Raw genomic sequence first — 14,581 nt, forward strand, 5'->3', positions numbered from 1 at the left:
GGCCTTTATCAATCTGTGGCACGCCTTTGGTGACCTTGATTTGCAGCAGGTCGTCCAGCGTGGTCTGGTGGCGTGCGATGGTGAGGTTCTGGGCTTCAAACTCGCCCTTAAGTTTTGGCATCCACTCCTGATACCATGCGGTGGTGAGATGAACGCAATCAATCATCTCCGGGCCGTAGACCAGCCGCGCCCGCCTCTGCCAGATAGCCACCGTTACCGGTGGCGTCGAATGCAGCGCCAATAAACCGGGGGAGACGCGCCAGGATGAACAGCATAATCTGGCGTTGCTGGTCATAGGTCAGATTGCGCAGCTCGACCCTGAAACATTCGCGCTTGCGCAGGTCTTCGGTAATCTCCAGCGGGATAAATACGCTCAGGTCGCCGCGTCGGGCAAAGTCCTCGCCGAACGCGTGTTTGTGGTTCGGATTCAGCGCGGCCCAGCAGCGGCGCCAGCTCATTATTGCACCAGTCGGACACGATGTTTTCACGCGTCGCCGGTGACAGCGATTCGAAGTCGTCCGGGGCTTCAAACCGGCAGATTGGAATATCGCGGGCCTGCGTCATCGCTGCTTCAATCAGCACGCGGGACAGGTAGGCGCCACCGGATTTTTTCGGCACGCAGCCGTATTCTTCGTCGGCGGACTCTTTATCCGGCGCGTTCCGGTACAGGTCGTCGCGCCATTTTTTTTCGGCATCCGGCGACCATTCCTGACCGGTTACATAGCAGATACGCTGATACAGACCATCGGCGATCGCATCGTCCAGGGTGATGCGGTGTACGCTGTAGTCTTTGCGTCCCTCGCGTGAATCCTGAATGTACTGATTAAACAGGTTATCGACGCCGTTGTGCGTGGAGATAATACGCACGCGGGCGCCCCACATCGTGAGCGCCATTGCTGCTTTGAGCAGCTCGTCCAGCGATTCATGGAATGCCGCTTCATCAATCACCACGTCGCCCTGGAGGCCGCGCAGGTTAGAGGGGCGAGAGGACAGCGCCTGGATTTTGAAACCGCTGTTCGGAAAGCGAATCATGTAGGTCAGGATTTCTTCGCTTTTGTCGCTGTCCCAGAATGTCTGCTCATAGACGTCAGCTTTCGCCAGTTGGTTGAACGCCCTGGCGAACAGCGCGCAGGCGGCGATGTATTCCAGCGCCATTTCCTGTTTGGAGCCTACGTAAAACACGTTACGGCCACCACGGCGACGTGGCTTCGCCGCCGTCATTACGTTGCGACCCGCTTCAGCCCAGGTTAAACCAGTACGGCGTGACTTTTCAGCGATACAAATCTGGCTTTCGTCTTCGAACCACCTGCGTTGATAACCGAGGAAGACTGCCTCGTTAGCTGGCTGGGCGCTGGCAATATCGGTAACAATATCGACGCCGAGTTTTGTCGCCTCTTCCTGAAGATCAATCTGGCGGGGTTCAGAAAGCGGCTTCAGGCGTTTTAGTTGTGCTTTTGCCATCGCATTACCTGTGAAAAAACAAGCCTCTTTGATAATGTGTCGTGGCTTTTACACACCCAAAAGAGGCTCAAATGAAAGAAAAACTCACCATTGACCAGAAGATTCAAATTGCTCAGATCGCAGCAACATTGACGCAAGCTACAATAAACAACGCGCATAAAATCCCTGTTCAAAATGCGCTATCTATCGATACTGGTGGCCCATACAATGACCAACTATTTCTGACGCTATTTGATATCGTTGCTAAAAAGATCACCGATGGACCTGAGAACTACTGATTACCTGGCCCGCTGTAAACGGGCCATCTACCAACTGCATAAGCTGATACAGAGCAATAACCATAACGCCGGATCTGACCCGCGGGTCTCCATCAATCATGCTCTTAATCACGGGGTAAAGTTCCAGCGCCAGCTCCGTTGAACTTTTATATTCAATTTTTTCTTCAGCCATTTTTCATCTCTCTTTCAGTCAGATAAGTAAAATCTTCCAGGGTAAGACCATCATTGATCGCCTGAGTAACCAGACGACGAAAGCGGTCCGTGACCAGCGGCGACAACACAGCCACTCTGAACGTATTCGCATGGGACTGGTTAAGCCATGTTTGCCAGTTTTGTTGCATCGTTCCTCCTACGCTTTGCCCAGCAGCACATTGCGGATGCGCTGCTCCAGCTCCTCACTCATCCCGTCCTGCCCGCGAAGTTCGTCACTAACTGCGTTAGCGGCTTCTTCTGCGAACGCCTGGCGAATCTCTTTCTCGCGCTTATGGCTGGACATTGCCGTTGCCTCAAGCCGTTGCGCGGCCAGCATGGCGTTTTTCAGCATGTCAATATCAACCTGCATATCAGGGTTATTGACCTGTGACATAAACAGTTTGAACAACTGCCCACGGGCCATTTCGAGAATAAGTTTGGTTGTGTCGCCCATTGGTTTGTCGCCGAGATCAGCGGTCAGTTGCGACGTCGCCTCGCGTAGCTGTCGCATACTGTGACCGACCTGTTCGACGCTTGTCGCATAGCGGTTCAGCCCGGAGCGTGACAGTTTCATATCTTCCGGCAGACCGGCGTCTTCAATCAGCTCGTTAATCTCTTCAAGGATCTGCGCCTGCGGAAGGGCCTTATCACGCAGCATTTCATGCAGCGTTTTACGCACGTTTTCTGGCAGTAAATCCACTTTTGAAGCCCGGCCACGGGTGGGTTTCTTTTCCATCAGATCTCCTTAGCGTGCTCGCGGGCGCTTCACGCCGGAAACCTTTGCACGGCCTTCGGCAACGTCCTGACCACGCCCGGTAATGGTAACGACATAAAAGCCGCTCAGGCTCTCAACGGTGACCAGCCCTTGCTCAGCCAGCCAGTCAATCAGCCCCCGAACCAGGTCACGCGAAATGTTATGGCCGTAGGCATCCAAGCAGTCCTGTAAAATCGACTCATTCGCCTCGTTATTGCAGTCCAGCAGAGAACGCAGAATGACCAGGCGGCGGTCTTCGGTCAGAATGTCGTTAATCATCGTTTGTTTCCGTTCACAGCGTTTTCGAGTAACAGTTCAAGCTGGTGTGAAATGGCTTTCATCGTGCTGCCCAGCACCTTCACTTCGCCGCTCATATCAGCCATGCGCAGGCGCATCTCATGCATGTCCTCCGCGCCGGGCATGTTGGCGTAACGTGTTTCCATTTCGGTCAGGCGGTTTTCCAGTCGCTCGACCCGCTCCGTGCTGGCGAACGTGCGACGCAGCGCCCACCAGGCGATACCTGCAACGGCACTCAGGAGCGCCAGCGCACCGGTCAGCACCGGGTAAAAATCCATATCAGCCCCCTGAGCGGCAGTAATGACAGTGGGTAGCCATCGGCTGAACGGTCAGCACGGACGGCGCTATTGGCCTGCCACAACCGGCGCAGGCGCGGGGCGAATCAAACGGTGCCCTCTGTGGGGTAGAATACGCACACCCCTGTTGTTGCCAGATATCACGGAGCAGGCTGTCCAGCTCCGGGGTCTGGTCGTCCATAAATTCGTTTCCTCTGTTCGTCCTGCTGGCGCGCCGCCACCTTATCGCGGTTGCACTGCCCGAGCGCCGTCAGCAGGTCGGCATTCCACAACAACGAGCTGCGCCACAGGAGCGGCACCGGCATAGCCGGAACCGGCGTGGGGGCCAGCAGATCTGCGTCAATCTGAGGTGATAAAACCACTGGCGGCGCGGGTAGCGCGTTCGAGTCTTTGCAACTCACCAGCAGCAGCGGCAGGCACGGGGCCATTACCGCAAACGTCAGCCGTTGCAGCGGTGATTTTTTGTTTTGCTTCATCACGTTGATTCTCATCTGCGGCGCGGGCAGCGATGTTTGCGGCCCTGATAGCGGAAAAAACCTGCATAGCCTGCATCTGGTTCTGTAGTAACCATTCGGCGGTGTTACGGGCCTGAGTCTGCGACTGCAAGTCCCGCCGCAGTGTGGCGTTGTCACTGCGCAGGTTATCAATCCAGTGAGTGGCAACGACCAGACTGATTGCTGCGGCTACACCGGCGCCCATCAACAGATAGTTACTTAAGATCATCCGGCCCCCTGACATTCCAGATCGCCATTTCGACGTCGCGCCGGTTCATCAGTCCTTTCCACTTATGACCCGCAGCGAATACCCAGCGGGCCATCTGGTCACGGGCTCCGGCAAAATCACCGGCGTTCAGCCGTTTCAGGAGGGTAGATTTGGCAAATGCTCCGGTGCCGGTGTTGAAGACGAACGTCGCCAGCGCGGTGCGCTGGTACGGCGTCAGGGAAACGGTAACGAGGCGGTCAATCGCGGCATAAACCGGCTTTAAATCCTGGTCGAGCAGAGTCATACACTCAGCGTGGGTATAGCGTCGCATCTGGATATCCGGCCCGGTGTGGCCGACGCAGACCGTCAGCACTCCGGCGACATCGCGATACGGCTCATATGCGACGCCCTCCAGATGTACCAGCGTTTCGCGGGTCATTTCGTGGTAGCCGCCCCCGGCCAGCACTATAGCCAGTAGCGACGCACTCAGGGTTTTGGGGAGCTTTGAGGCCATCGGTTTATTCCGTAAGAATTTAAACCGAGGATAAAAGTCAGGCGGTTAGTTGTGGGTTTCTTATGCAATATGACAACCCGCGCTCTCGAGCGCAGCCGGTTGCAGGGATGGGTCAGGCGAACATGTCAGGCTGGCGGCGTCGGGTATGCAGGCGGCGCTGCTGGGCCAGAATGTTGTAGGTCTGGGGCTGGGACAGGGAGTATTTGCGGCGCAGATGTTCGATGTTGCGACCATCAAACTCGCAGTAAATCATATCATCGCGGATAGCGTTCAGCATCCGGACGCCGGTCGGCAGGTAATAGGCGCGGCCACCCATGTAGTGGCTCATTGCCACCGCCAGCTTGCGCGCTGCGGCGCGTGGGTCACCCGTGACACCCTGGCGGGTTAACTCTGCCTCCATCACATCCACCAGGTCAACGAGAGACTGAGGCCACGCCGCCTCAAGCTCTGCTGCCGGGATTTTGTCGATATGCCCGAGTACCTGCTCCAGTTGCGGGTCATTATCGAACATGTCTGTCTGCTGCTCTGCCATGCTGCACCTCCTGATCGTTTGTACAGTGAGTATACAGTATACAAAAAAAATCCCGCAAATCAGCGGGATTTATTCGGATAACCGGGCGGATTACTTGTCTCGCTTGCAGCGATATACTTTGTAATATTTAAGGTCATCACGCATATAGAGATTTTTGCCCGTTTTATCCACGACAAAAAGTTTCATAACCGCCGGGTTTTTAGTCCAGGCATAGAGATAGTCTGTTCCCTTTACTTTCTCGTCCTTATCTGCTGGATCAACTGGTGATGGATCTTCTGTTCGAGTGAACATATCGCCGGTATCAAGATTAGTCCACGATACCATGTTTACACCCATGTGCAGCCGGATGCCATTACAAGACCAGAAACCAGACGCAGGGTCAGCCTTTACCGTTTCTTCATCGGGGTTACTGGCGTCAGCCGCCGCAGCCATCATGCTGCACGTTGCCAGTAAAACCCCCGCTATCCACCTGGTGTTAATCACGTTTTCGTTCCTCCTCCCCCGTCAAATGCGGCCATTATCCATCAGAGCGCGCCCCTCGCATTGACGGAGCGCAACCCCTGTTAACGTATCGTTTTTTTGTACAGTTCGCAGACTCGCTCATAGGTACGGCGGATACCTGTATCTGGCAATCGCTCCAACATACAACGCATGTGCCAGCGTTTCAGGCTTTCCAGAACGACAGAAGCCTGCTCGCCGCGCAACCATGCCAGGCGAGCAACACCAGCGCCGCCGTTCTTAACGCGGGTGGTACGCTGGACAAAGGCATCCAGCGCTTTGTCGCTGCCATCTGTCACGTGCCCTTCGCGGTGCATGATGCGCCATATCACCCGGATTTTATCTGTAACGCCTGCGGGAGCCGTGCGTGATGGCTGGCGCCGCTTAAATCCCTGTTCCTGCATGGCATGCAACACCCGTTCAAGCTCGGCAGGCTTCAGGTCGCGACAGCTTGTTTTGCCCGGAACCACGCGACCAATCATTACGCGATAGGTATCGTCATCAAGCGCCAGCGCACGACGGGCAACGTGGATCAGCCTGATAAGATTAGCGCGGTTCGTCATCACGCCCCCCCCCGGCCACAGGCTCTACTAGCTCCAGCCCATCGATTTTACGGAACTGGCGCACAAGGGATGATGCCGTGTTGAAACAGCAGTCCCAGTATTCAAACACTTTGTGCAGGTCTGCATGTTCTTTACTCTTTAGAATCCGCTGGCCCTGCTTGGTTTTTGAGAGTCGTCGAATAATGGGTGCCCCTGGTTTAAAGGTTCTGCGGCGCCAGATTTGCCGGGTCAGAGTGCGAAATTCATCATGATCGGGCCAACCCCAGGCGGTGCTGCGCTTACCGTCTATCCAGACAATAAGTGCCATCTTATTTTCTGATACCGGCGATTTCTGGACGGTGATTTCTTCACCAGACGGCATTTTGAATTTCACCACCTCAAAAAAGCCATTTTTGAGAGTGTTTTCAATACCGCTCCATTGCTCACGACTTATCATAATGCGCCTCCGTTACGAGCAGAAGGCGTGGTGTCTAAGGGCATATAGCGCAGCACATACCGGTCTACAATCTCACCTGTTGAAAGGCACTTAAAACAGCCTAACCGGACATCAATACTCGCGAAGATAAAGCTGGGCCATCCTTGTTCCTGCTTTATTGAATTGAGTTCGACAACAACATCAATGGATTCGCACGTCCTCGGGCCTCGGGCCAGGCGATAAACCCAGCCAGGCAGGGCGCACCCTTCAATCCAGTTGAAAGACTGGCGTCGCGATTCTGTGGAGAGCAGGTCATAAAATCCGTTGCGCTCTGACAGCGCCATGCGATCGACGGCATTACGCAGAACGGGAATAATATCGCGGGGCTCCGCATTAACCGCCGCTGCAATATCGCGGCAGGTAGCCGGACCGTTGGCCCGGATAAACGATTTAATCTCAGTAATAATGCTCATAACATCACCGCCAGTTTATAGACCAGGAACGAACTGCCAACGAACAACAGCCACAGGAAAGCCTGCGCGGATGGGGTATATTTCATCGCCGCGCCTCCGCCCGCTGCTGCTCGCTAATCATCGCCTGAGCGGCGCGCATGAGCAGACCGATTGCCATCCGAGCCTGAGCAGCCGAAAGGCGCTTACTGGTTCCTGAGTCGAGATACAGCGCTTCAGCCATTTCAAACTGTTCCCGCGCTTCTGCAAGCAACTCACTGACTGCTGGTGCGAACGGGCTAACGGGTTCGGATTCAATGCCAACACGCTGGGCGAGGCGGGTGAGTTTCCGGGCTTTTTGCTGCTCAATCATGTCATTCATACCGTTGTGCCGTAGCTGTTCAATCATGATCTCAACGTCCGCAGCCTCTTCTGCGACGGAGTTTCCGTTAGCTTTGTGGTTAACAAAACGTGTGCAGGCTGCGGCCAGTTCGCTGCATTCTTCCGAGACTGTTAACACCTGAGCATCAAACCCCCAGCGGGCCAGAGCTGCATCGTAAATCCGGGATTTATTCATCGCCTTCATCCTCCGCGTCGTCATCAACTTGTTTCATGGTGACAGGGAATGGCTTGAATTGAAGAAGGGCCAGTTGAACACCGATTCTGATAAAGCGGGCTTCTTTAGTGTGAGCACCGAATTCCAGCACCTGGTTATCGCCTAAATCACCCATATGCAAACAGATATCAGCATCCCTGTTATCAATAATCATCTGACATTTATCGACACGGTTCTGGTGCCATGACTGAAGGTCGATAATCATCGAAATTAATTCTTGTTCGTTCATGAAATGTTCCTTTTGCTGTATTCGGCGCGAACGAGTCCCCGACGCGCTGCGCCGAATAAAATCTAAAATTGGTTTTTTATTAATTCAGACTGATTTAAATATCTGCCGTTTGCTCAAACGGAATAATAGAAAAGTCCTCAATGCCCGAATTAACTTTAATACCTGCCACTCCAACAACTGCTTTCGGTTCGTTCAGGATGGCCTCTTTATTGATTTCCTCTTTGGTGCGAATAAAACGTTCAAGCTTCAGTCGCTTCAGAGTCTCCATAACTGAGTCCATGCCACGAATGGTGACGGATGGCGGGCGAGTTCGCCAGCAGACATCACCTGTCACCAGATTTGCTGACTTAACTTTTCCATTGTTCGTCAGGTCATCGCGGTTAGCTTCACACCAGCTTTGAATGCCTGCTGAAAGCATTTTGAAGTCGTCTTCAAGCGGTTTCATTTGCTCCGCATAGACCTCCGTAATAGCGGCGATTTTGTCGTTCATTTCCGTTTGCATACGGGCCACAGTACGCTGAACATCGCCAAGCTTACGGATATCGCGAACAACATCCTCGCGGCTTTGCGGAACATACAGCGCCGCAGCGTTTTTAATGCGTTTCGGTTTACTGGCCATAATTAAAACTCTCTCAGTCTTTTTGCGAATCGGGATAAGGCCTTTACGGCCTCGTTCTGGTCTGCCGCTTCGGGTACTCCCGGCACCAGCAGATCGTCATTAGTGCGGGAATGGCGTGCCAGGACGCTTACCGCAGAGCGCACTTCTTTATTGTCACCAACCAGAACGGGCAGCGCGCCGTCCGGGCATGATTTACCGAATTCGATTAAGCCTGACGCCCAGGCGTAAGCAACGATTTTCATTAGTGCAAACCTTTTTTAGATTCAGGAGAATAAACTCCACAACTGGCTACCTTCCCATTAGCGCGAAGGTACTCTACGACTTTTTCCATTGCGAAGGCGCAAATTTCCTGTCGGTGATTTGCCATCATGGTAATAACGGCACCACATGGCGTATTTTTATCATTGTTAAATTCAACATTGACCTTTACATTTAATCCATCAAGAACACCGTCTTTTAACTCATGAGAAAAATCACTGGTTAGTTCAAAAGTCACTTTAGCCATTATTCATGTCCTCTCAGCGCCAGATAATCTGGCAATCATTCAGGCTGGCAATCCACACGGAGCGGGTGCCGGTTTCACAACGTTCAATAATTCGGGTGGCGCGCTGCACCAGTTCCGCAGGCGGGCAGGCAATCTCAAGCAGCGGGCGGCGCATAAAAACGCGAATATCAGTTACCCGGCTACCGCGCTGGCGCAGCCAGTCCTGCGCCGCTTCTGCCATGCTGATATGTTCAGCTATTTTTTCGATAATCATCTTTATCCCCTCAACAAAGAGCCGATATCAACGTCCAGATCTAAATCCCTGAATGCATCACGCAAATAAACTTCGTTAATACGTTCACCTTTACCGTGAGCCGTCATAGCAGCCAGTCTCAGGGCATGGTTCAGAATGCGCAGCGCTCCAGGCTTTTGAGCAATAGCCTGTAATAACTGGCGTTCGCTATCGCCGGTAATCTGCCAGGCGTCAGCAATTGCGTTAACATCCGCTTTTTTGGTCTTATTTATCGCTGTGCGTTTTGCGATACGAGAAAATAAGCGGGCAAATTCAACAGTGCGGTTACCACCGGTCATATTGGAATAAACACGGTGATTCCCCATCAGCACCAGGCCGATTCCTGCTGACTCCTGGAGTAAACGCAGTTCCTCCAGTGCTTCGATTTGCAGGTGGTCAGATTCGTCGATAATAACTAACCCCTGCGTACCATCCAGGCGGCGGCGCAGGGCGCGGGACAGCGGGCCTTTGCGGCGAGGGGCATCATTCATCCCCAGCGTATACGCCAGCTCTGTCAGGCATTCCAGAACGCTGGCACAGGACGGGGTGATCGTAATCATCCACACGTTGTCGTTTGAGCGGCAATATTCGCGGGCGGCGGCGGTTTTGCCCACGCCGGGGTTGCCACAAATAACCGCAATGCTCTCAGTGAGGCGGGCAAAGCGCATGGACGTCCAGATTTGCTTCGCTGTCTGAGTTTCGATAAAGCGTGGCGGCTCCGGCAGCTCTGAGGCGGCGTTCTGGTTTTCAATCCAGCGGGACAGCGTGATAGCAACGCGCTCATTGTCGCCATTATATTTATCATTCATGAAACCGCTGATTGTGCCGGAGCTTATTCCGGTTTCACGGGCCACCTGAGCGTAAGTGGTGCGACCGGCATCAACGAGCGTGCGCAGGCCTGCGCGAATATCGGTAATATTCACCATAATTAACTCCAGTTATTTAAATTCGGTTTAAATAATGTCTTTGCGTTTATTTAATTCGAGAATATCCAGCGAATTATTCAGATATTCGTCGTTATCAGGCAGTGATTCCTCGTCAACTGCGTGCGCTATTGCGGTATTGCCGTGTGTCTGGGGGCGGAATACAGCAACAACACGGGATTCCGGCGCTTCCGGCTCGGCCAGACGGGGCATCAGCTCGGATATCTCCAGTGCGTCTTTCTGCTTCTGGGCTGCAATAGCGGCGCCAGTTGCCTTTTTAAGCCGTTTTTGCTGGCGGGAGTGTTCACGCCCGGCCTGAGTGTCATTAAACGCTACAGGCGTGATACAGGCGGCCTCACAGATAAATTTGCCGTCCAGTGTGTAGCAGAAAACGTTGCCATGCAGGTTCTGCGGGTCGAAGCGCACGACCACTTTTCGGATGTCTGCATTCATCAGCGCCATATTGTGGTAAACGTTTTTGGCGCCGCGCAGCGTGCCGCCTGCGGTAAGGCTGAACTCGCCCTTGCGGTTGACTGTAACGGCCTCCGCTGGCAGCAGGAACAGGCGCAACTGCTCTGCCGTAGGCTTGCGAACGATGGTTTTTGGAAATTCACGCTCGAAAGCCTGGTCGAAGGAAAACTGACCTGCGCACATTTCAGTCTGGCGCCCGACCTTCGCATTAAACATCGCCACGCCCTCGGCCAGAATCTCCAGAAACTGCTCGGCCTCAATTACCCGTGAGCCGTAATTGTCCGGCTTCGCCATTGGGTTCGGGCCAGTGTACGCACCGGACAGCGCCGGATGCTTATCAACGTATTCCTCCATGCCACCAACACCGAAGGCGCGCTCGATGGGTTTTGCCTGGCCCCAGCCTTTGCCCGCAACAACGCTCGTCCAGTGGATAGTGGCGCCAATCAGCGGGAAAAGCCCGGTCGGGTCGTCCTCACGCACTTTAAAGCGGTAGCGGTTTTTAACGCCGCCGGTCAGCCATTTGTTAGCCGCTGCGCGGGTGTTATCGATAGTGATGTGGAAATCCTCCGGGATGCCGTACTTCTTAATGACGTCCATAAAGCTCAAGCGAATGGAGTCAGTGTTTTCACTCACATCACAACGGAAACCAACGATTTTGCGGGTCTTAACGTCCTGCCAGAACCATGTTTTAGGGCGTAATATCTCGCCGTTAAACCAGCGCACAAAGACGTTGTGCTGATAGCCGTCACCATTTAGCCATTGCAGTGCATTCAGGTGTTCAACCGTTCGGCGCTGGGTCGGAAGCAGATGCATCAGCGCGTGCTCACCCTGACGGCAGGCGACAACCATTGTCCTGTCTACATTCTGCTGCACACGGCGGTACGCGGTGGAATAGGAGGGAATATTCCAGCCGTGCTCACGGGCGGCCAGCTCCAGGCGTTCATAGCATTTGCGGAATGCCGGTTGCTCGGGGCGAAGATAATCAGCTAACAGGAACTGCCAGGCGTCTTCGTCGAAACCGACCTGTTTTGATTCATGCTTCGCGCCGCCGCGCCGGTCAATCAGGACAGCAACCCAGTCCTGCTTTGCATATTTTTGTACCCGGTAATACTTATCCCGCAACGACGCAGCGCTGACCTCATAACGACTGGCCGCAGTCTGAAAGGCCGTTTTTGCGGTGATGCCGCTCGCGATCAGCTCGTCGGCCAGCATCACCACAGGGTGCCAGCGTTCAGCGAGCTGACGCTGTGAGTCACTGGCCGCGTCCCAGCGCTGCCACAGAGCGCGCCGCTCTGAGTCCAGAGAGGATGACGCCGGGCGGGCAAGTTCAACAATGCCCTGGCTGGTTTCAACCGCACCCTGCTTTAGCAGCAGCTCGGCGCGGGCTTCAACGGGCAGGACGTCAAGGCGATACTCTATTGCTTTGGTTCCGGACCGTTTACGGCGAAACTCAGGGTGCCCCTCAACGAGGCGTTCCAGATGACGCCGTACATTTACGGCGTGTCCAGGGAGGCAGGATAAACCAACGCATTCCTGGACAGTTATCCATTGACTTAACACGCTGTTTTCTCCATAACCTGATTTTCAATACAAAAAAGGTCAATTATCATGACGTTACACATTTGCAATAATCCCGCTGATTCATTGCGCGAGAACCCAGCTCGCTTCCCTGATGCTATGACGTTGTTCACACCAGAGCAGATAAAAAACGAACTTTTATCTCTGTCTAAACAACTTCTTCCTGTCCGGCGAACACAAAGGAAAATGACCGATGAAAGCTGGACGGCTCTCTTGGTTCAACTCCTGGAGTGCCTGGGATTTAGTTCCGAAAACGGTAGCGTGACCGATTGTCTCCTGGACTCAACCACACCGAACGATCGCTGGCTGATGCAACAGCTTTTGAATCGGGCGATTGCGGCTGTTGAATATTCCGACCAGTGCGTAGATGAGCAGGGAGCTGCGACGGGTTTGTTGTTGCCAATTTCTTATCGCACTCGTATTGAGTGGCTACTTGGTTTTGGCAAGCTTCCTGTTGCGTGGGTGCGAACACTCGACGTATTAAAGTTTTGAAAGACATAAAATTTCCCTCTTACTGATAACGACTCGGCCAGATTTGCGCCGGGTCGAGCTCCAGATATCCGGCGATAATTGCCTCATAGCGCGGGATATGGCAGCGAAATACATTACGCATGGTGTCAGACTTCAACCCCGCTTCGCGTGATAGCTGCGATAGCGTTTTACCCCTCATGCGAACGGCGGCCTTCACCTGCTCCGCGTGCCAGTCTTGGTTTTTTACTGACATTCTGCGATCCTTAAATGTTTACCGATAACGGTAGCCGCCATCGGCTACCGGTTACGGGAAAACAATACCGCTAAATAATGCGGATGTAAAGCCAAATTCGCATTATTTGCAGAGTTGTATTGCAGTCAACTTACATCGGGATTTTCAGCTTATGTCATATACTTATACAGATTCAGATGAAAAAAGCAGCAAAAATGCAGATCGCATCTTCACTGATAGTTCAATAATGCAATTTGGTGAACGGCTGAAGGAGGCTATAGGAAATGAATCTGTCATGTCGTTCGCTAAAAAGTGCGGAATGTCAGATTCACTAATCGGTCGCTATATAAGGGGACAATCATACCCCGGGATTGACAAGCTCCCTGCGATAGCAAGCGCAAGCGGCAAGCCGTTGGAATGGTTTCTCACAGGAACTACAGATGACGCACCCCAGAAAAAGAATGAGATTGAAGTTTCCGATAAAGAATTACAGGAATGGTGGGATATCATTGCTCGCTCAATGTCGAGAGATGAGTTATTAAGGGCTGTGGAGGCGTTTAAAAATGGAGGAAAGACAGCATTGTTTGCTAGCATCCTAACAAACTCTACAGAGAGTGTGTCAGAACGTGATTCCGCTGGACAGCGCACGTCTTCGGCGTTCTCGAAGAGCAATCCGCTAACCCATAAGAAAACTGGTTAAGGTAGCTGTGTACGCACGGCTACCTCCCCACATTTTAACAGCATGGGAAGCTATTGAAGCTGGCTTGAACATGTGTGGGTGATCAAAGTCAATTTCGTATCTAAAATGAACCAACTACCTGGATTTTGAAATTTGTCGTATTTCATAGCTGAGGTGCAAATCCCAAGCATCTAAGCGGCCCAAGCCTTACCAGTCCTACGTCCCACCAATTCCCGTACCCTCCAATCTGATCCCGGTTTAATGTCGTACCTCTAGTGAATCAATACAGTCGGCAATGGGTTAATCAGCCTTGCGCTATTCGAAACCCGCACCCGCGATGAGATTGTGACCGCCAGCAGCAGCAATGGCAGAACCAGTTATCAGAATGCTGGATCGACGCGCCGCCGCGGCATTGAAGCCGCGTGGGATCAAATCGTTTACGATAGCTGGCGCATAAAAACGGCCTGGACGCTGCTGGACGCAACCTATCGTGAAAACGTCGGCGACCGTATCATGCGCAATAACCGAATGCCCGGTATCGCTAAAAATAGCCTGTTTGCTTCCGTGGGCTGGCAGCCGGAGCAGGGCTGGTACGCCGCTGGAGAAGTACGCTATCTCAGCAGTATTCAAGCGAATGACGCCAATACGGCTAAAGCGCCCGGCTATACCACCGCCGCCCTAAGTACGGGCTATAAGTTCGTGAAGGAGCGCTGGACGGCCGACCTGTATACCCGGGTGGATAATCTGTTTAATAAACGCTATGCGGGATCTGTCATCGTTAATGAAAGCAACGGGCGATACTATGAACCTGCTCCAGGGCGCAATTACGGCGTTGGCCTTACCCTGAGCTATCAGTTCTTATGACGCATATTCATTAGCCGCCAGGCGGCGAACGCGTACAGATACGGTTCTGGCTCTCACTGCGGCGAGGCTTCAATTCTTTAATATGTCAGGTAACCGCATAGCTGCGTTCCGGCACAGGTAAGCTGCCCGAAACTCAATGACTAACCGAGGCACTCGGGCGATAGCGGTTATC

General features: G+C 53.2%; 25 protein-coding genes and 2 pseudogenes. 4 read left to right on the forward strand and 23 right to left on the reverse strand.

Annotated elements, in window-relative coordinates:
- Nucleotides 1–1,461, reverse strand: a pseudogene (locus SFA31_RS00005) (hypothetical protein); the annotation flags it as partial.
- A 71-nt stretch (nucleotides 1,462–1,532) separates the two neighbouring features.
- On the opposite strand from SFA31_RS00005, the gene SFA31_RS00010 reads away from it, so the two are divergent.
- A complete protein-coding gene (locus tag SFA31_RS00010) occupies nucleotides 1,533–1,739 on the forward strand; it encodes a hypothetical protein (protein WP_322836150.1) in 207 nt (68 codons plus the stop codon).
- Here SFA31_RS00010 and SFA31_RS00015 read toward each other — a convergent pair.
- From SFA31_RS00015 to SFA31_RS00115, 21 genes are all read right to left on the reverse strand, one after another.
- Complete coding sequence (locus SFA31_RS00015; protein WP_322836151.1) at nucleotides 1,714–1,911, reverse strand: hypothetical protein; 198 nt, start codon at nucleotides 1,909–1,911, stop codon at nucleotides 1,714–1,716. The two genes, SFA31_RS00010 and SFA31_RS00015, sit on opposite strands and share 26 nt — an antisense overlap.
- The gene (locus SFA31_RS00020; protein WP_322836152.1) at nucleotides 1,904–2,080 is read right to left on the reverse strand and encodes a hypothetical protein; all 177 of its coding nucleotides are present in this window, start codon (nucleotides 2,078–2,080) and stop codon (nucleotides 1,904–1,906) included. The genes SFA31_RS00015 and SFA31_RS00020 overlap by 8 nt, the downstream gene beginning before the upstream one ends.
- An 8-nt stretch (nucleotides 2,081–2,088) precedes the next feature.
- A complete protein-coding gene (locus tag SFA31_RS00025; protein ID WP_322836153.1) occupies nucleotides 2,089–2,667 on the reverse strand; it encodes a DUF3486 family protein in 579 nt (192 codons plus the stop codon).
- Between the two features lie 9 nt (nucleotides 2,668–2,676).
- Nucleotides 2,677–2,964 (reverse strand): ArsR family transcriptional regulator, encoded by a 288-nt coding sequence (locus SFA31_RS00030; RefSeq protein WP_322836154.1) that lies wholly within the window; start codon nucleotides 2,962–2,964, stop codon nucleotides 2,677–2,679.
- Nucleotides 2,961–3,260: a DUF2730 family protein gene (locus SFA31_RS00035; protein WP_160621609.1), complete on the reverse strand. Its 300-nt coding sequence runs from the start codon at nucleotides 3,258–3,260 to the stop codon at nucleotides 2,961–2,963. The genes SFA31_RS00030 and SFA31_RS00035 overlap by 4 nt, the downstream gene beginning before the upstream one ends.
- 1 nt (nucleotide 3,261) lies before the next feature.
- The gene (locus tag SFA31_RS00040) at nucleotides 3,262–3,459 is read right to left on the reverse strand and encodes a hypothetical protein (RefSeq protein WP_322836155.1); all 198 of its coding nucleotides are present in this window, start codon (nucleotides 3,457–3,459) and stop codon (nucleotides 3,262–3,264) included.
- A 158-nt stretch (nucleotides 3,460–3,617) separates the two neighbouring features.
- A complete protein-coding gene (locus SFA31_RS00045; protein WP_322836156.1) occupies nucleotides 3,618–4,001 on the reverse strand; it encodes a DUF2570 domain-containing protein in 384 nt (127 codons plus the stop codon).
- Nucleotides 3,988–4,494: a lysozyme gene (locus tag SFA31_RS00050; RefSeq protein WP_322836157.1), complete on the reverse strand. Its 507-nt coding sequence runs from the start codon at nucleotides 4,492–4,494 to the stop codon at nucleotides 3,988–3,990. The genes SFA31_RS00045 and SFA31_RS00050 overlap by 14 nt, the downstream gene beginning before the upstream one ends.
- Before the next feature lie 112 nt (nucleotides 4,495–4,606).
- A complete protein-coding gene (locus SFA31_RS00055; protein WP_322836158.1) occupies nucleotides 4,607–5,026 on the reverse strand; it encodes a Mor transcription activator family protein in 420 nt (139 codons plus the stop codon).
- Between the two features lie 90 nt (nucleotides 5,027–5,116).
- Nucleotides 5,117–5,509: a hypothetical protein gene (locus SFA31_RS00060; protein WP_322836159.1), complete on the reverse strand. Its 393-nt coding sequence runs from the start codon at nucleotides 5,507–5,509 to the stop codon at nucleotides 5,117–5,119.
- Nucleotides 5,510–5,589: 80 nt separating this feature from the next.
- On the reverse strand, nucleotides 5,590–6,087 hold the full coding sequence (locus SFA31_RS00065; protein ID WP_322836160.1) for a regulatory protein GemA: 498 nt from the start codon (nucleotides 6,085–6,087) through the stop codon (nucleotides 5,590–5,592).
- The gene (locus SFA31_RS00070) at nucleotides 6,071–6,523 is read right to left on the reverse strand and encodes a hypothetical protein (RefSeq protein ID WP_322836161.1); all 453 of its coding nucleotides are present in this window, start codon (nucleotides 6,521–6,523) and stop codon (nucleotides 6,071–6,073) included. The genes SFA31_RS00065 and SFA31_RS00070 overlap by 17 nt, the downstream gene beginning before the upstream one ends.
- Nucleotides 6,520–6,975, reverse strand: a complete 456-nt coding sequence (locus tag SFA31_RS00075) for a hypothetical protein (RefSeq protein ID WP_322836162.1) — start codon at nucleotides 6,973–6,975, stop codon at nucleotides 6,520–6,522. Before SFA31_RS00075 ends, SFA31_RS00070 begins: the two co-directional genes overlap by 4 nt.
- An 82-nt stretch (nucleotides 6,976–7,057) precedes the next feature.
- Nucleotides 7,058–7,528: a hypothetical protein gene (locus tag SFA31_RS00080; RefSeq protein WP_322836163.1), complete on the reverse strand. Its 471-nt coding sequence runs from the start codon at nucleotides 7,526–7,528 to the stop codon at nucleotides 7,058–7,060.
- Nucleotides 7,521–7,796: a hypothetical protein gene (locus tag SFA31_RS00085; RefSeq protein ID WP_322836164.1), complete on the reverse strand. Its 276-nt coding sequence runs from the start codon at nucleotides 7,794–7,796 to the stop codon at nucleotides 7,521–7,523. The genes SFA31_RS00080 and SFA31_RS00085 overlap by 8 nt, the downstream gene beginning before the upstream one ends.
- Before the next feature lie 94 nt (nucleotides 7,797–7,890).
- Nucleotides 7,891–8,415, reverse strand: a complete 525-nt coding sequence (locus tag SFA31_RS00090; protein ID WP_322836165.1) for a host-nuclease inhibitor Gam family protein — start codon at nucleotides 8,413–8,415, stop codon at nucleotides 7,891–7,893.
- Nucleotides 8,416–8,417: 2 nt separating this feature from the next.
- Nucleotides 8,418–8,657: a host nuclease inhibitor protein gene (locus tag SFA31_RS00095; RefSeq protein WP_160621598.1), complete on the reverse strand. Its 240-nt coding sequence runs from the start codon at nucleotides 8,655–8,657 to the stop codon at nucleotides 8,418–8,420.
- Nucleotides 8,657–8,920 (reverse strand): hypothetical protein, encoded by a 264-nt coding sequence (locus SFA31_RS00100; protein WP_322836166.1) that lies wholly within the window; start codon nucleotides 8,918–8,920, stop codon nucleotides 8,657–8,659. Before SFA31_RS00100 ends, SFA31_RS00095 begins: the two co-directional genes overlap by 1 nt.
- A gap of 13 nt (nucleotides 8,921–8,933) precedes the next feature.
- Nucleotides 8,934–9,173 (reverse strand): hypothetical protein, encoded by a 240-nt coding sequence (locus SFA31_RS00105; RefSeq protein ID WP_160621597.1) that lies wholly within the window; start codon nucleotides 9,171–9,173, stop codon nucleotides 8,934–8,936.
- 2 nt (nucleotides 9,174–9,175) lie between these two features.
- Nucleotides 9,176–10,114, reverse strand: coding sequence for an AAA family ATPase (locus tag SFA31_RS00110; RefSeq protein ID WP_322839259.1), 939 nt, complete (start codon nucleotides 10,112–10,114; stop codon nucleotides 9,176–9,178).
- Nucleotides 10,115–10,144: 30 nt separating this feature from the next.
- The gene (locus tag SFA31_RS00115; protein WP_322836167.1) at nucleotides 10,145–12,145 is read right to left on the reverse strand and encodes a transposase domain-containing protein; all 2,001 of its coding nucleotides are present in this window, start codon (nucleotides 12,143–12,145) and stop codon (nucleotides 10,145–10,147) included.
- A 48-nt stretch (nucleotides 12,146–12,193) separates the two neighbouring features.
- Between SFA31_RS00115 and SFA31_RS00120 the strand changes: the two genes are divergently transcribed.
- The gene (locus SFA31_RS00120) at nucleotides 12,194–12,655 is read left to right on the forward strand and encodes a hypothetical protein (RefSeq protein ID WP_322836168.1); all 462 of its coding nucleotides are present in this window, start codon (nucleotides 12,194–12,196) and stop codon (nucleotides 12,653–12,655) included.
- A gap of 19 nt (nucleotides 12,656–12,674) precedes the next feature.
- Here the strand turns inward: SFA31_RS00120 and SFA31_RS00125 are convergent, their stop codons facing one another.
- Complete coding sequence (locus tag SFA31_RS00125; RefSeq protein WP_322836169.1) at nucleotides 12,675–12,887, reverse strand: helix-turn-helix domain-containing protein; 213 nt, start codon at nucleotides 12,885–12,887, stop codon at nucleotides 12,675–12,677.
- 151 nt (nucleotides 12,888–13,038) lie between these two features.
- Between SFA31_RS00125 and SFA31_RS00130 the strand changes: the two genes are divergently transcribed.
- Together SFA31_RS00130 and SFA31_RS00135 are read left to right on the forward strand one after the other, a co-directional pair.
- Nucleotides 13,039–13,566, forward strand: a complete 528-nt coding sequence (locus SFA31_RS00130; protein ID WP_322836170.1) for a helix-turn-helix transcriptional regulator — start codon at nucleotides 13,039–13,041, stop codon at nucleotides 13,564–13,566.
- A 267-nt stretch (nucleotides 13,567–13,833) separates the two neighbouring features.
- Nucleotides 13,834–14,409, forward strand: a pseudogene (locus SFA31_RS00135) (TonB-dependent receptor domain-containing protein); the annotation flags it as partial.
- Nucleotides 14,410–14,581 lie beyond the last annotated feature (172 nt).

It is taken from the genome of Erwinia sp. HR93, from assembly GCF_034555055.1.
Lineage (GTDB): Bacteria > Pseudomonadota > Gammaproteobacteria > Enterobacterales > Enterobacteriaceae > Apirhabdus > Apirhabdus apintestini.

What these genes read in the sequence shown, in the direction of transcription:
- SFA31_RS00040 (WP_322836155.1), bottom strand. Translation starts at nt 3,459, where the DNA reads ATGGACGACCAGACCCCGGAGCTGGACAGCCTGCTCCGTGATATCTGG.
- SFA31_RS00020 (WP_322836152.1), bottom strand. Translation starts at nt 2,080, where the DNA reads ATGCAACAAAACTGGCAAACATGGCTTAACCAGTCCCATGCGAATACG.
- SFA31_RS00030 (WP_322836154.1), bottom strand. Translation starts at nt 2,964, where the DNA reads ATGATTAACGACATTCTGACCGAAGACCGCCGCCTGGTCATTCTGCGT.
- SFA31_RS00010 (WP_322836150.1), top strand. Translation starts at nt 1,533, where the DNA reads ATGAAAGAAAAACTCACCATTGACCAGAAGATTCAAATTGCTCAGATC.
- SFA31_RS00075 (WP_322836162.1), bottom strand. Translation starts at nt 6,975, where the DNA reads ATGAGCATTATTACTGAGATTAAATCGTTTATCCGGGCCAACGGTCCG.
- SFA31_RS00090 (WP_322836165.1), bottom strand. Translation starts at nt 8,415, where the DNA reads ATGGCCAGTAAACCGAAACGCATTAAAAACGCTGCGGCGCTGTATGTT.
- SFA31_RS00095 (WP_160621598.1), bottom strand. Translation starts at nt 8,657, where the DNA reads ATGAAAATCGTTGCTTACGCCTGGGCGTCAGGCTTAATCGAATTCGGT.
- SFA31_RS00100 (WP_322836166.1), bottom strand. Translation starts at nt 8,920, where the DNA reads ATGGCTAAAGTGACTTTTGAACTAACCAGTGATTTTTCTCATGAGTTA.
- SFA31_RS00050 (WP_322836157.1), bottom strand. Translation starts at nt 4,494, where the DNA reads ATGGCCTCAAAGCTCCCCAAAACCCTGAGTGCGTCGCTACTGGCTATA.
- SFA31_RS00080 (WP_322836163.1), bottom strand. Translation starts at nt 7,528, where the DNA reads ATGAATAAATCCCGGATTTACGATGCAGCTCTGGCCCGCTGGGGGTTT.
- SFA31_RS00105 (WP_160621597.1), bottom strand. Translation starts at nt 9,173, where the DNA reads ATGATTATCGAAAAAATAGCTGAACATATCAGCATGGCAGAAGCGGCG.
- SFA31_RS00045 (WP_322836156.1), bottom strand. Translation starts at nt 4,001, where the DNA reads ATGATCTTAAGTAACTATCTGTTGATGGGCGCCGGTGTAGCCGCAGCA.
- SFA31_RS00035 (WP_160621609.1), bottom strand. Translation starts at nt 3,260, where the DNA reads ATGGATTTTTACCCGGTGCTGACCGGTGCGCTGGCGCTCCTGAGTGCC.
- SFA31_RS00070 (WP_322836161.1), bottom strand. Translation starts at nt 6,523, where the DNA reads ATGATAAGTCGTGAGCAATGGAGCGGTATTGAAAACACTCTCAAAAAT.
- SFA31_RS00120 (WP_322836168.1), top strand. Translation starts at nt 12,194, where the DNA reads ATGACGTTACACATTTGCAATAATCCCGCTGATTCATTGCGCGAGAAC.
- SFA31_RS00015 (WP_322836151.1), bottom strand. Translation starts at nt 1,911, where the DNA reads ATGGCTGAAGAAAAAATTGAATATAAAAGTTCAACGGAGCTGGCGCTG.
- SFA31_RS00130 (WP_322836170.1), top strand. Translation starts at nt 13,039, where the DNA reads ATGTCATATACTTATACAGATTCAGATGAAAAAAGCAGCAAAAATGCA.
- SFA31_RS00125 (WP_322836169.1), bottom strand. Translation starts at nt 12,887, where the DNA reads ATGTCAGTAAAAAACCAAGACTGGCACGCGGAGCAGGTGAAGGCCGCC.
- SFA31_RS00025 (WP_322836153.1), bottom strand. Translation starts at nt 2,667, where the DNA reads ATGGAAAAGAAACCCACCCGTGGCCGGGCTTCAAAAGTGGATTTACTG.
- SFA31_RS00055 (WP_322836158.1), bottom strand. Translation starts at nt 5,026, where the DNA reads ATGGCAGAGCAGCAGACAGACATGTTCGATAATGACCCGCAACTGGAG.
- SFA31_RS00065 (WP_322836160.1), bottom strand. Translation starts at nt 6,087, where the DNA reads ATGACGAACCGCGCTAATCTTATCAGGCTGATCCACGTTGCCCGTCGT.
- SFA31_RS00085 (WP_322836164.1), bottom strand. Translation starts at nt 7,796, where the DNA reads ATGAACGAACAAGAATTAATTTCGATGATTATCGACCTTCAGTCATGG.